General features: G+C 67.8%; 14 protein-coding genes and 1 pseudogene. 11 read left to right on the top strand and 4 right to left on the bottom strand.

Annotation, left to right across the window (positions count from 1 at the left end; translation table 11 throughout):
- Positions 1-288: 288 nt before the first annotated feature.
- From MFF26_RS10950 to MFF26_RS10965, 4 genes are all read left to right on the top strand, one after another.
- Complete coding sequence (locus tag MFF26_RS10950; protein WP_137827636.1) at positions 289-1443, top strand: glutathione-independent formaldehyde dehydrogenase; 1155 nt, start codon at positions 289-291, stop codon at positions 1441-1443.
- Between the two features lie 76 nt (positions 1444-1519).
- Positions 1520-1849 carry an FmdB family zinc ribbon protein gene (locus tag MFF26_RS10955; protein WP_137827635.1) on the top strand — a complete coding sequence of 110 codons (330 nt, stop codon included), beginning with the start codon at positions 1520-1522 and terminating at the stop codon, positions 1847-1849.
- A gap of 105 nt (positions 1850-1954) precedes the next feature.
- The gene (locus MFF26_RS10960) at positions 1955-2257 is read left to right on the top strand and encodes a putative quinol monooxygenase (protein ID WP_137827634.1); all 303 of its coding nucleotides are present in this window, start codon (positions 1955-1957) and stop codon (positions 2255-2257) included.
- 44 nt (positions 2258-2301) lie between these two features.
- A complete protein-coding gene (locus MFF26_RS10965) occupies positions 2302-2862 on the top strand; it encodes a type 1 glutamine amidotransferase domain-containing protein (RefSeq protein ID WP_137827633.1) in 561 nt (186 codons plus the stop codon).
- 324 nt (positions 2863-3186) lie between these two features.
- On the opposite strand, the gene MFF26_RS10970 is transcribed toward MFF26_RS10965, so the two are convergent.
- Positions 3187-3870 carry a type 1 glutamine amidotransferase domain-containing protein gene (locus tag MFF26_RS10970; protein ID WP_137827632.1) on the bottom strand — a complete coding sequence of 228 codons (684 nt, stop codon included), beginning with the start codon at positions 3868-3870 and terminating at the stop codon, positions 3187-3189.
- Positions 3871-4335: 465 nt separating this feature from the next.
- Here MFF26_RS10970 and MFF26_RS10975 point away from each other — a divergent pair, with 465 nt between their 5' ends.
- From MFF26_RS10975 to MFF26_RS10995, 5 genes are all read left to right on the top strand, one after another.
- Positions 4336-5040: an SRPBCC family protein gene (locus tag MFF26_RS10975; RefSeq protein ID WP_137827631.1), complete on the top strand. Its 705-nt coding sequence runs from the start codon at positions 4336-4338 to the stop codon at positions 5038-5040.
- A gap of 12 nt (positions 5041-5052) precedes the next feature.
- Positions 5053-6222: a zinc-dependent alcohol dehydrogenase gene (locus MFF26_RS10980; RefSeq protein WP_137827630.1), complete on the top strand. Its 1170-nt coding sequence runs from the start codon at positions 5053-5055 to the stop codon at positions 6220-6222.
- A 230-nt stretch (positions 6223-6452) separates the two neighbouring features.
- On the top strand, positions 6453-7292 hold the full coding sequence (locus MFF26_RS10985; protein ID WP_238307977.1) for an aldo/keto reductase: 840 nt from the start codon (positions 6453-6455) through the stop codon (positions 7290-7292).
- A gap of 319 nt (positions 7293-7611) precedes the next feature.
- Positions 7612-7821, top strand: coding sequence for a hypothetical protein (locus MFF26_RS10990; RefSeq protein WP_137827628.1), 210 nt, complete (start codon positions 7612-7614; stop codon positions 7819-7821).
- 105 nt (positions 7822-7926) lie between these two features.
- Entirely contained in the window at positions 7927-9024 is a 1098-nt protein-coding gene (locus MFF26_RS10995; protein WP_137827627.1) for a two pore domain potassium channel family protein, read from the top strand.
- Positions 9025-9185: 161 nt separating this feature from the next.
- Here MFF26_RS10995 and MFF26_RS11000 read toward each other — a convergent pair whose 3' ends face one another.
- Positions 9186-10052: an alpha/beta fold hydrolase gene (locus tag MFF26_RS11000; RefSeq protein WP_238307979.1), complete on the bottom strand. Its 867-nt coding sequence runs from the start codon at positions 10050-10052 to the stop codon at positions 9186-9188.
- A gap of 104 nt (positions 10053-10156) precedes the next feature.
- Here MFF26_RS11000 and MFF26_RS11005 point away from each other — a divergent pair, with 104 nt between their 5' ends.
- Positions 10157-10438: a DUF2312 domain-containing protein gene (locus tag MFF26_RS11005; RefSeq protein WP_137827626.1), complete on the top strand. Its 282-nt coding sequence runs from the start codon at positions 10157-10159 to the stop codon at positions 10436-10438.
- 133 nt (positions 10439-10571) lie between these two features.
- Here the strand turns inward: MFF26_RS11005 and MFF26_RS11010 are convergent.
- Positions 10572-10817, bottom strand: a pseudogene (locus MFF26_RS11010) (efflux RND transporter permease subunit); the annotation flags it as partial.
- A gap of 443 nt (positions 10818-11260) precedes the next feature.
- Between MFF26_RS11010 and MFF26_RS11015 the strand changes: the two are divergent.
- A complete protein-coding gene (locus tag MFF26_RS11015) occupies positions 11261-11641 on the top strand; it encodes a DUF4267 domain-containing protein (RefSeq protein WP_137827624.1) in 381 nt (126 codons plus the stop codon).
- Positions 11642-11707: 66 nt separating this feature from the next.
- On the opposite strand, the gene MFF26_RS11020 is transcribed toward MFF26_RS11015, so the two are convergent.
- Entirely contained in the window at positions 11708-13384 is a 1677-nt protein-coding gene (locus MFF26_RS11020) for an FAD-dependent monooxygenase (protein WP_137827623.1), read from the bottom strand.
- Between the last annotated feature and the right edge of the window lie 14 nt (positions 13385-13398).

The following is a 13398-nucleotide window of genomic DNA, read 5'->3' on the forward strand; positions in this document are numbered from 1 at the left end:
CGTCATTGCCTGGCCCAGCAGCGTTGTTCGCAACGGGGACGCGGTGCCGAAGAGGAGATCGGCCGTCTCGGAACCCCCCACCGCATCTCGGCCCTTCAGAGGGTCCGGATGGCTGCCGAAATCCGACAGTCGTGATCCGAACCACTTCGGCTCGATCCGCTGAAATACGTCGCGGCAATGGTCTTCCAGCGTTCTACGGAGAACGACGTAGGTATCCAACGGATAGTCTGACCATGAGCCACATGCTCTGCTCTGACCTGACAATCGATTTCAGGTCAGGAGAGCGCGATGAGAGCCGTCGTCTACAATGGTCCACGTGATGTGGCGGTACAGGACGTCTCCGACGCGCGCATCGAGCGGCCGACCGACGTGCTGGTACGGATTACGAGCACCAATATCTGCGGCTCCGATCTGCACATGTACGAGGGCCGGACCGATTTCCCGCGCGGTGGCGTGTTCGGCCACGAGAATCTCGGCCAAGTGGCCGAAGTGGGAAGTGCCATCGACCGGGTGAAGGTGGGGGACTGGGTCGCCGTTCCCTTCAACATCGGTTGCGGGTTCTGCAAGAACTGCGAGCGCGGCTTGAGCGCGTTCTGCCTGACGACGGCCGATCGGAGCGTCGTACCGAACATGGCCGGCGCCGCCTACGGTTTCGCCGACATGGGTCCGTATCGGGGCGGCCAAGCCGATCTGCTGCGCGTCCCCTATGGGGATTACAATTGCCTGAAGCTGCCGCCGGATGCGGAGGAACGGCAGAACGATTACGTGATGCTGGCCGACATCTTCCCGACCGGCTGGCACGCCACCGAGTTGGCCGGACTGCGTCCCGGCGAGTCGATCGTCATCTACGGGGCCGGCCCGGTCGGGCTCATGGCCGCCCATTCGGCGATGATCAAGGGCGCCAGCATGGTCATGGTCGTCGATCGCCATCCCGACCGCCTGCGCCTTGCGAGTTCGATCGGGGCCCTGCCCATCGACGATTCCAAAGGCTCCCCGGTCGACCAAGTGCTTGAACTGACGAACGGCATCGGGGCCGACCGTGGCTGCGAGTGTGTCGGCTACCAAGCCCACGATCCGGAGGGACACGAGCACCCCAACATGACCATGAACGACCTCGTGAAGTCGGTGAAATTCACCGGCGGCATCGGCGTCGTCGGCGTCTTCGTTCCATCCGATCCGGCGCCGCAGGACCCGCTCTACAAGCAGGGCGAGATCGTGTTCGACTACGGGCTCTGCTGGTTCAAGGGCCAGCACATCGGCACGGGTCAGTGCAACGTGAAGGCGTATAACCGCCAGCTGCGCGACCTCATCTCGGCCGGGCGGGCGCAGCCGTCGTTCATCGTCTCGCACGAGCTGCCGCTGGACGAGGCACCGGACGCCTACAAGCATTTCGATGCCCGCGACGACGGCTGGACCAAAGTCGTTCTCAAGACCGCCGCGTAACCGGAAAGGCTGGAGCGGCGATTCCGTCGGCCGCTCCAGCAACGCTTTCGCAACCGTCGCGCGCCTGAGGGTCCCCATGCCGAACTACGATTACACGTGCTCGGCCTGCGGGCCGTTCACGGCGATGCGACCGATGGCGGAGTTCCGGGAGCCCAGTGCCTGCCCGGTCTGCGGCAGCGGGGCATCGCGGACCTTCCTCACCGCGCCCGCCATTGCCAGCATGGACCCGACCCGGCGCAGCGTTCTCGCCTCGAACGAGCGGGATGCGCGCCGCCCAGGCCCTGCGAGAGGGGGCCATCCCGCCGGCTGCGGCTGCTGCATGCGGCGGGCGCCGATCCCGAGCGCCCTGTCTTCGACCGGCCGCGTCTTCTCGTCGAGCGGCCCGCTACCTCGGACTGGGCGATGAGCGCCGTCCGATGCGCCGCACCGGCCCCGATCCTGGTCGCCGCTCTCGGTGCGACGCGCGGCTCGGGCCGGGACCGGAAAGCCTCAATATCGGGGAGGACCCGCCATGGTGACCAAAGCGCTGTTCGTGCAATTGCAGGCAAAGGCCGGACGAGAGGCCGATGTGGAGCGGTTTCTGCGCGACGGTCTTTCGATCGTCGAGCAGGAGGCGGGGACGACAGCTTGGTTCGCGGTTCGGATGGGACCGTCGACCTTCGGCATTTTCGACGCCTTCCCGGACGAGGCGGGCCGGCAAGCTCATCTCGCCGGCGGCGTCGCGCAGGCCTTGAAAGCGCAGGCGCCCGACCTGTTCGCCGAGCCGCCTTCGATCGGGAAGATCGACGTGCTGGCCGCGAAGCTTCCCCAGTAACGGCGACCGACGCCCCCATCCATCCCATCGAGGAGAGCAACGCTATGGCCGATATCAGCGGATTGAGGGTCGCCATCCTGGTCACGGACGGCTTCGAGCAGGTCGAGCTGACCGAACCGCGCAAGGCTCTCGACGAGGCCGGCGCCGACACGTCGATCGTATCGCCCAAAGGCGGTCAGGTTCGCGGCTGGAAGTTCACGGAATGGGGGGACAGCCTGCCCGTCGACCTGCCCCTGGACCAAGCGAAGCCGGACCAATTCGATGCCCTTCTCCTGCCGGGCGGCGTCATCAATCCCGATGCCCTCCGAATGGACGAGAAGGCCGTCGCGTTCGCCAGGGCCTTCTTCGAGGCCGGCAAGCCCGTGGCATCGATCTGCCACGGACCCTGGACCCTGATCGAGGCGGGCGCCGCACGGGGGCGACGCCTGACCTCGTGGCCGTCGCTCCGGACAGATCTTCAAAATGCAGGGGCGGATTGGGTGGATGAAGCGGTGGTCGTGGACGGGAATCTGGTCACCAGCCGCAAGCCCGACGACATACCGGCGTTCAATCGGGAGGTGATCACGCTGTTCGCGGGTGCAGGCGGAGGCAATCGGCCCGCCTGAATCCTTCCTCGCATCGAACGAGAGTGTCGCCGACCGGCACGCGCGCCGGCCACTTGTCTCCGGCACAGGTCACTCGGGGTTGAGCGAAGCGAAAGCGCGATCAAGTCCCGGGGGCCGACGCCGAAGACGCTCTCACGCTTGCCGAAGGAGCCGGGATGGGAGCCGTCAGCCGCTCGCTCCAGCCTCTTGAGGTTCGACGGGACCGGGCGGGCAGCGCCCTATCCGGTCGCAAATCGTGTTTAACGGACGCCGTCGCGGCAGGCCCGAAAGGGACCCGCAAAGGGCTGCGGAAGCCCCTCGCGGGGTGATCGGGCAGGGGCCCGGTTATCGACCGGCGAGGTACTGCCTGAGACGCTCAGCCGTCGGTCCGGACGAGGCCGGGTTTTGCCCGGTGATCAGCAAGCCATCCCCGACGACGTACGGCGCCCAGTCGCCGGCCTTGGAGAACACGCCGCCGTTCCGCTTGAGCTCGTCCTCGACGAGGAACGGAACCACCTCGGTGAGGCCGACCGCCTCTTCCTCCGTGTTCGTGAAGCCGGTGACCGCCTTGCCCTCGACGAGGGGCTTGCCGTCGGGCGCCTTGGCATGACGCAACACGCCGGGGGCGTGGCAGACCAGGGCGACGGGCTTGCCCGCCTGGAGCGTCGTCTCGATCAACCGGATCGAGGCGGGGTCCTCGGCCAGATCCCACAGGGGGCCATGCCCACCGGGGTAGAACACCGCGTTGAAGCCCTCGTGGCCGACGCTGTCGAGCCGGCCTGTGTTCGACAGGAGAGCGTTGGCCTCGCTGTCCGCCTCGAAGCGCCGGGTCAGGTCTGTCTGAGAATCCGGCTCGCCGCTCTTGGGATCGAGCGGCGGACGCCCCCCCTTCGGCGAGGCGAGGACGACCTCCGCACCGGCATCCTTGAACACGTAATAGGGCGCGGCGAGTTCCTCGAGCCAGAACCCGGTCTTGCGGCCGGTGTCGCCGAGCCGGTCGTGCGAGGTCAGCACCATCAGGATCTTCATCGTCATTCTCCGGGACCGGTCTGGGGCCGTCATGCGTCCATGTGCGAGCGGGTCAGGTGCGGAAGGACGTGATCCCGCCCTTGGAGGCTCGGTGGTCGTCTCGCGGCATTGGCTGTCCTTGTCCTTGCTTGGGACCAGCGCGCGGCTGCCCGAGAACAGGAAAGGTCAGGCGCTCGCCTGCCGGACAATCACCCGGCCCGCGACGACATTCGATGGGTGGAACGCTGAGTTCCAGCGTTCCGAGGGCGTGATCGTCTCGACGCGTGATCACATGGTGTCGGCGTCCGGCTCGCACACGCGACGAGAGCATCCTTAGGGACACCCCCTATCAAACCAACGCGCTCGAGCCGGGGTTTTTCAATCACGATGAGGGGAAGGCGCGGAGTCGATGGCTCCCATCCAGACCCGACACCTCACCGGCACGCGCGTTTGCGCCGTGTCGCTATCAACCGAAGGGGGCGATCCATGGCTGATCGACACGACCACGCCAGGACGCGCGACCGCACGGAGCATGGTCGCGCTTCGGCCGGCTCGCGAGAGGCCGCCGGGCCCAGCTTCGGTGAGGTCGGATGGGCCCTGGCCGGGGCAGCCGGCGTGGCGGCTCTGGCCGTCCTCGGCGCCCAGAGACTCGTTCAGCCGGGTCGAGAGAGCGCGCGAGGGACCGGCGCTGCCCATGGCCGGGATGCGGAGCCCGAAGTCGAATATTCCCTCACGATCGAGCGCTCCGCCGACGAACTCTATCGGGTCTGGCGAGACCCGGCGACCCTCCCGCGGGTTCTGGCATTCCTGGCGGATATTCGCCCGTCCGGCGATGGACGGAGCGAATGGCGGGCCGACGGCCCGCTGGGTCAAAGTCACGCCTGGGTCATGCAGATCAGCGAGGAGCGGCCCGGCGCGTTGATCCGCGCAAGCGCGGACGGCGCCGCGTTGGTGACGGAGATCGAGATTCGCTTCCGCGCGGCGCAAGCCGGTCGCGGCACGGTCGCCACGTTGCGCGTCCGGTTCGATCCGCCCGGGGGCATGCTCGGCGACGTGGCTGTCCGCTTCTTCGACGGTGTCGTGCCGAAGGAACTTGCGTCGAAGGCCCTTCGCGCCTTCAAGAGCCTCGTCCTGACCGGCGAGATTCCCACCACCGATCGTCAGCCGGCGGCCCGGCGCGATCCCCGCTGAGGAAGTTGGGTCATGCGCGCGCTCTACTGGAATGGCGTCAACGACTTGCGCGTCGGAAGCGTCAAGGATCCGGAAATCGTCAACCCACGCGACGCCATCTTGAAGGTCCGGTTGTCGACGACATGCGGTTCGGACCTGCATTTCATCGACGGCTACATCCCGACCATGAAGGCCGGCGACGTGATCGGCCACGAGTTCATGGGCGAGGTCGTCGAGGTCGGATCGGCGGTAAAGCGGGTCAAGAAGGGGGACCGAGTCGTCGTCCCCTCGTTCATTTCCTGCGGCGAATGCTGGTACTGCCAGGAGAAGCTGTTCTCGCTCTGCGACTGCACGCACCCGAAGCCGGAATTGCAGGAGCCGCTGCTCGGTTATCCGACCGCCGGCATCTACGGCTACACGCACGCCTTCGGGGGTTATGCCGGGTCCCACGCCGAGTATATCCGCGTGCCGCATGCCGACGTGGACTGCTTCAAGGTCCCCGACGGCGTCGAGGACGAGACGGCGCTGTTCCTCTCGGACGCCGCGCCCACGGGCTATATGGGCGCTGATTTCTGCGGCATCCGGCCGGGCGACACGGTCGCGGTGTGGGGCTGCGGCGGCGTCGGCCTGATGGCGCAGCAGAGCGCCCGGCTGATGGGCGCCGAGCGGGTGATCGCGATCGACCGCTTCCCCGAGCGGCTACGGATGGCGCGCGAGCATGCCGGTTCCGAGACCCTCGATTACACGCAGGTGCACAGTGTGCTGGAAGCGTTGAAGGAGATGACGGGCGGGCGCGGGCCGGATTCCTGCATCGATGCCGTCGGGATGGAGGCGCACGGCACCGGGCCCCAATATGCCTATGACCGCGTGAAGCAGGCCCTGCGCCTGGAGACGGACCGCGCTCAGGCGCTCCGCGAGGCGATCATGGCCTGCCGCAAGGGCGGTACCTTGTCGGTGCTCGGCGTCTACGGAGTGATCGACAAGTTCCCGATGGGCGTCATCATGAACAAGGGCATGACGGTGCGCAGCGCCCAGCAGCACGGGCAGGGCTACATGGACCGGCTGCTGGCCCATGCGCAGAAGGGCGAACTCAACCCGGCCTATCTCGCCACGCACCGCTTCTCCCTGGAGGAGGGCCCACGCGGCTACGACATGTTCAAGCACAAGACGGACGGCTGCGTGCGCGCGGTGTTCGCGCCGTAAGCGCCTCTGCCGGCGTAGCCCGCCTCTCGGCGAACTCCGGGCAGAAGGTCACGGGACCTGCCGCGAGGCTTGTCCTGACCATCCGGTTCTGGACAAGCCGTACGCGGCTCGTGCCGCATCGGCCTTCTGCCGGAAGCCGGCCCCCACCTTTCGGATCGATGCTCGCGATCAAGCCATCGAAACCAGCCGGCGCTGCGGAGCAGGCGCCTTCTTCATAAGGAGCGAAGGGCATGGAGAGCCGTTCATTCGGTCCGGTGCCGCGCGAGGTTGCGGTGATCGGGCAGGGAACGTGGTACATCGACGACGCGCACCGGCCCACCGCGGTCGCGGCCCTGCGCCGGGGTCTCGATCTTGGCATGACGCATGTCGACACCGCCGAGATGTACGGCGACGCCGAGATCGTGGTCGGCGAGGCGATCACCGGACGTCGCGATGAGGTTTTCCTCGTCTCCAAGGTCCTCCCTCACAACGCGTCGCGTGACGGGACCGTCGCGGCGTGCGAGCGCTCGCTCGCGCGCCTGCGCACCGACAGGCTGGATTGCTATCTGCTGCACTGGCCCGGTCCGCATCCGCTGGAGGACACCTTCGCCGCCTTCGAGCGACTTCGCGAGCAGGGGAAGATCCGGTCCTGGGGTGTGAGCAACTTCGACGTGCCCGACCTCGAGGCCGCGTGGAAAGCGGGCGGCGAGGGCCTGATCGCCTGTAACCAAGTCCTCTACCACTTGGAGGAACGGGCGATCGAGCACGCCGTGCAGCCCTGGTGCGAGGCGCACGGCGTCGCCGTGGTCGCCTATAGCCCCTTCGGTCACGGCAGCTTTCCCGACCCGCGCATGCCGGGCGGTCGTGTACTGGCGGACATCGCCGGGAGCCACGGCGCGACCGCGCGCCAGGTCGCGCTGCAATTCCTCGTGCGGCGCCCCTCCGTCTTCACGATCCCCAAAGCGTCCAGCCCGGAGCACGCCGCCGACAATGCCGGCGCGGGCACGCTCTCGCTGACGGAAGCCGATATCGCCCGGCTCGACGCGGCGTTTCCGCTCGGCCCACGACCGCGTCGCCTTCCCATGCTCTAGAGCATGATGCGGAAAAGTGGGATCCGGTTTTCCGAAATCATCTTGCGACATAGGTAGTTAGAGCGTGCTGCTTCTCTGAAAAAGCAGCACGCTCTCGAGCACGATGCCCGCTTGGCCAGCAGAGGCGGTCGCGCGGCTCTCGCTCCGGTCGTCGGGACGGACGGCTCGGCGCGACGGGTTGGGGTCCGTCCGGCGCACTCGCTGTTCGGGCATCCGGTGGCCGACCTACGGAACGATCCGGATCGTCCCGCGACCCACGCAGCGTCACCCTTGATCTCCCCAGGGCGGCCGACCCGGCCGCGGATCCGGAGCGACGGCCATGACCGACGGCCTATCGGAAGCGGAGCGACATGCCTTCGCACGCGAAGCCGTCACAGCCATCGAGGCGGTGCTCGACCGGAAATGCCCCGAAATGAAGCGCGCCTTCTGGACCGCAGTCGACCGGTTCTACCAGTTGGATCCCCCGCCCCAGCAACCGCCCGGCACGAGGCCCAACCTGAACCCTTCCCAGACTGCGCCGTCCCGATAGGACTTGTCCTAGGGACTCGACCGCAGGAACGGGGACGATCGCGATCGGTTCGCGATGATGGGGCGGCACGGGCCGCGCAGGAGGCCTCCCGGCCGCAGGTCGATCATGATGTCCGTCCTCGAACGCGCCCTGGGGGCCCTCGTGATGGGGATCGTCCTGCTCGACGTGTTCCTCACCGTCCTCTACGCCCGCATCGGCACGGGGCTGATGGCCGAGCGTGCCGCACAGGTCGTCTGGAGCGCCTTTCGCCGCGCCGCGGAGGCGGCCGGCGCGCGACGCGGGACCGTCCTCTCCTTCTGCGGGCCGGTCATCCTCCTTCTCTACGTCCTTCTCTGGGCGATCGGCCTGACGCTCGGTGCCGGGCTCATCATCCATCCCGGGCTCGGCACGGGCGTGCAGGCGGGCAACGGCCCGACACCGACGAACTTTCTCGCCGCGCTCTATGCCGGGGGCAGCAGCATGGCGATCGTCGGCGCCAGCGACTTCCGGCCGACGAGCGACGGTTACCGCGTCGTGTATCTGGTGAATTCCTTGGTCGGGATGACGGCGACCTCTCTGGTCCTGACCTACATCATGCAGGTCTACGGCGCTCTGCGGCAGCGCAATGCCCTCGGCCTGCGGCTCCACGTTCTCTCGGGTGAGACCTCCGATGCGGGCGAGTTGCTGGCGCGGGTCGGGGCCCGGGGACAGTTCAGCGCCGGATACAGCCATCTGATCAGCCTCGGCGACGCCATGACCGCGATGAAGGAAACGCACCATTTCTACCCGGTGCTGTTCTATTTCCGCTTCGAACAGCCCTACTACTCGGTCTCGACCCAGGCCCATCTCACCCTCGATACGGCGTCGCTCATCCGCAGCTCGCTCGCGGGCAAGGATGCCGCGTGGTTGAAGGAGGCTGCAGCGGTCGAGACGCTCTGGCGCGTGTCGCAGATGCTGGTGCTCACGCTCGAAACGGCTTTCCTGCCCGGCGATCCGCCCACCGCCGACACCGTCGATCCCGCCGAGCGAGAACGGTGGCGCGCGCATTGGGAGACCGCCATATCCCGCCTCGATGAGGCAGGCATTCCGGTTGCCCGAGAGGAGTCGGCCGCGCAGGCCTATCTCGATCTGCGCGCGCAATGGTGGCCGCACATCGCCCGTCTCGCCCCCGCCATGGCCTATCGAAGCGAAGACATCGAAGCGCGGGGATCGCAGACGCCTTGAGGCACGAGCCGGATCCACGATTCCGAGGGGTGGCCGGCTTTCGGGATGGCGCGAGATCGGCGGCCGGGAGGTGGGCGGCGATCCGTTCGCCAGACCTGGCATCTCCGCCGCCGGTGTCTCGATCCGCCCCCTCGAAACCGACACCCAGCCGAGCGCTTCCTTCAGGCATTCAGCAGGAATGGGAGGAGGACAGCGGTGAATGCCTTCGGATGCGAATAGTTGATTCCGTGGGCCGCGCCGGGGATGACGACCAGACGACCGCGCGGCAACGCATCGGCGAGGCTCACGACGAAGCGGTAGGGGACGATGTAGTCGCGCTTGCCCCAGACCACGAGCGCCGGCTGAGTGACCTGAAGCGCCTTCCCGCCGATGCGATTGTCGACCATGCTGTGCAGGGTTTGGATGTAGCGCCCGATGCCGCCGCGGGCATAGTCGACGAGCGCCACCCAGGCGAGCGACCAGCGCTCGAAGGGCGCGATGAGGAAGAACCCCGCAATCTGCCGAACGAGGCTCCGCGCGTCCGGGTCCGGTGTCGGTCCCTGCAAGACGAGGCGATCGACAAGGTGCGGGTGCCGGATGGCCAGTTCCACCAGCACCTCGCAGCCGAGCGAGTTGCCGATGAAGGCCGCGCGCTTCACTCCGATCACCTGCATCCACGCCGCCAATGCGTCGGCAAGTTGGCGGACCGTGAGCGTCCGCCGAGGCTTGTCGCTCAGGCCGAAGCCGGGCAGGTCCGGCGCAAAGACCCGCACATGCGGGGCAAGATGCTCCGCGAGCGGGATCATGTAGCGGCTCGACATTCCGAGCCCGTGGACCAAAATCACGGGGAGGCGGCCCTCCGGTACGGTGTCGACCGACACACGCGCGTGCAGGGTGATGCCGGCAACGCGATCGTATCGCGCCTCCAACCGTCCGAGGCGCGTGGGCTGCCCCGGGCGGGCACGCTGCCCAGCCAAGATCCGGCCGCCGAGTAGAACGACCAGAACGCCACCGGCCGTCGCAGCGATCCAACGGAGGGACACACGCATCGTCTCGCCTTGCCGCTCACCCTGCCTCACGAGGCGCACCGTCTTAACCGCCTGCTTACCCTGACCCGCCAGGTTGCCGATCCGGATCAGCGCAAGGAGTGAGCATGTCCGACACGACCGACACCGTGGGCATCGCAGGCGACCGGATCCGCTCCATCATCGAGCGCATCGAGCGTCTCGACGAGGAGATCAAGGATCTCATGGAGACCAAGAAGGAGATCTTCGGCGAGGCCAAAGGCGAGGGGCTGGACGTCAAGGTGCTGAAGGAAATCCTCAAGCTCCGCAAGCAGGACAAGGACGAGCGCGACGAGCAGGAGACGCTGCTGGACCTGTATCTGCGCGCGATGGATGCGCCTGCCCCCGCGCCGATCGCGCAGGCGGCCTGATCGGCGCCCTCACCACCGGGCCCCTCCGTGAGGCCCGGTGTTCTTCCGGTCACCTGCACCGCCGCGCATGGCAGGTCGGGGTGCATGGCGATGCAGCGTCGGGGGTCGAGATCACGCGGTCGGGAACCAGCCCCTACGCGGCTTGCTCGATCGGGTCTCGCGCGGGGACCGGTGCGCCGACGCCGTGCTGCTTGAGCGGCCGGTGACCCGGCAGACGGCGCAGCAGCACGTAGAAGACCGGCGTCAGGAACAGGCCGAAGGCGGTCACGCCGATCATGCCGGAGAACACCGCAACACCCGTTGCGCTCTGCATCTCCAATCCGGCCCCCGTCGCGGTCACCAGCGGCAGAACGCCCATGATGAAGGCCCTCGACGTCATCCCGGGGACCTCTTGCCCAGGCTTCCCGCAGCCGCAGGCGCGTAGCCGCATCGCCGCCTGCGATGCCCCGGCGCAGGAGCAGGCGGTCAACCACGGGCCTCATCATTGCCTCGTGGTCGGCCTCTTTGGCATCTTCGGTGGCCACATCGCGTCGACGAGACTCGTCTCAAGTCCAGCCCGCTCCTGACGATGCCCACCGCCCAGCGCGGGCCCCGCGCATCCAAGCCGTAAATGCCAGCCGCGGGGACAGGGAGCGCAACGGACTCGATAACGGGGTAGGGGCGGGACGCTTCTCGGGCATTGGTTATGCCGATCGACGGGTCTGGCGTCGCCGCGCGGCGAGCGCGAGCGTCGGCCGCCGAGCTCACCCGTTATCCCCGGGTGACCGACGCCGAAACACTCTCCGTACTGAGGTTGCGTCCGAAGAATACAAGGAGCCGTGCATGTACTGGTTTTCGACCGGCGTCGCGTTGCTGGCCGCCCTCGGAATCATCGCGATCGGCCTGATGTATCTGACGGATCCACGGGCGGCGACGCGAAGCTTCGGCTTGCCGTTGCCGGAGGCGGGCGCGAACGTCGCGTGGTGGCTTCGCCTCAAGGGCGTGCGCGACGTCGTCTCCGGGCTGGTCGTCCTGGCCGTAATGGTGTGGGGCGGGTCGCGCGTGCTCGGGATCGTCCTGCTGGTGGAAGCCCTTATCCCGGCGGGTGACCTGTCGCTCATCCTGGCCGCGCGTGGCTCGACCGCGCGGGCGCTCGGCATTCATGGCGCGACGGCCGTGCTGATGATCGCGGGCGCCATCCCCCTGATCATAGGGGCCGCCTGAGATTCCGTTCGAGCCGCCCGACCTGCTGCGCGGCCGGGCCCCATCGTCGGGCGACCGCACCGTTCTTCAGATCCTGGCCTCGGCTTCGTCGGAGAAGACGCGGCGGCAATAGGCGGCCAAGCGATCGGGATCCTCCGCCGTGTCGCGGAAGGCGATGTGTCCGTCGGGGCGGACCAGGACGAGGGCAGGCTGGCCGTCCAGGCCGTAGGCGCCGTGCGCCTTGCCGTCGAGGTCCGAGAGGACGGGGGTGCCGGCGGCTTCGACGACGGGGCCGGCGAGGACGAGCCGCGGTCGCACCGAGTCCCAAGGCGCGACGGCCGCGATGGCGGCGCGCAGCGAGGCGCCGGCTTCCGGGGACCGCCCGTCGAAGCAGAGCAGAGCCCACCCCGTCGTGCGCTCGTCCGGATTGTAGAGGAACGGGAACAGCGAGGTCGTGCGACCGTCATGGGTCACTTCAGCCTCGGGGGCCCGCTCGCCGGGTCCCGGCCCGCGCCGCAGGACACGGGAAACCCCGGAAAGATGGTCCTCGTTGAGAGGACTCTTGGGGTAGCTCACCGAGAGTTGCTGCAGGTCGTCCGTGCCCTGAAGCAGGGCACCGATGCCCGGCATCACCTTGGTAGCCAAGCCCAGAGCCGCATCGGTGACCGGCCCACGGTAGACCGTGCGGCGAAAACCCTTCGCCTGTTGGGCGCTCAGCCTCGCATGCTCGCCGCCGCGCTCGGCGTCGTAGGATTCCAGCAGGACCGGCGCCGCCTCGCCCCGTAAGGTCGCGGCGAGGCGCCACGCGATCTCGACAGCGTCGTGCAAGCCCGCATTCATGCCCTGGCCGCCGATGGGTAGGGACAGGTGCCCGGCATCGCCCGCCAGGAACACCCGGCCCTGGCTGTAGGCCGGTGAGACGCCGTACTGGAAGCGGCTGTGGGTGAGCCATTGCGGATCGGTCAGCGTCAGGGTCGCGTCGCCCGTGACCTCGCGGGCCACCGCCTGGATCTCGTCGAGCGTCGGGTCACGATCCGGCACGTCCGCGTCGTCGGCCAGGAAGAAGAGGCGGTGATAGCCGCCCCAGACCGGCATCACGCCGCAGAATCCGCGCTCGTAGTAGAAGAACCAGAGCTGGTCGGGCTCCAGCGAACGCCGCCAGGACAGCTTGGCATCGACCTGACGGTTCATCCGGCCCTCGAATCGCTCGGGCTCGAAATCGAGTCCGAGTTGGGGCCGCACCGTGCCCTTGGCTCCGTCGGCGGCCACGAGGTAACGGCAGCGCAGGCGTTGCTCGGGCCCGTCGTTGCCACGCCGCACCGTGACGCTCACGCCACCCGCATCTTGGGCGAGGACGACGACCTTGCCGCCGCGCTCCAGGCGGCCACCGCGCTCGGCGTAGGTCTCGATCAAGGTCGTCTCGATGACGTCCTGCCCGCTATAGAGGACCTGAGGATAGGGACTGTCGACATCGTCGATCCGGATCGGAATCGTCGGCGTCCCGTTCATGGAAAAGTTCACCAGCCGGATCGGGTAGGCCCGCTCCGCCAGGGCGTCACGCAGGCCAATGCTGGCCAGGAGCTCCTGCGGTCGCGCCCAGAGGTTGTTCGCCCGCGAATAGGCACGGACCTCGGTTCTTTTCTCCAGGATCAGGCAATCGACGCCGTGATGGCGTAGGGCGCAGCCGGTGGTCAGGCCGACGGGGCCGGCGCCGACGACGATGACATCGGCATCGTAGGACTCGGAAGCCGCTTTTCGTGACATGGAAGACACCTCGG

Source organism: Methylorubrum suomiense (assembly GCF_022179765.1).
Lineage (GTDB): Bacteria > Pseudomonadota > Alphaproteobacteria > Rhizobiales > Beijerinckiaceae > Methylobacterium > Methylobacterium suomiense.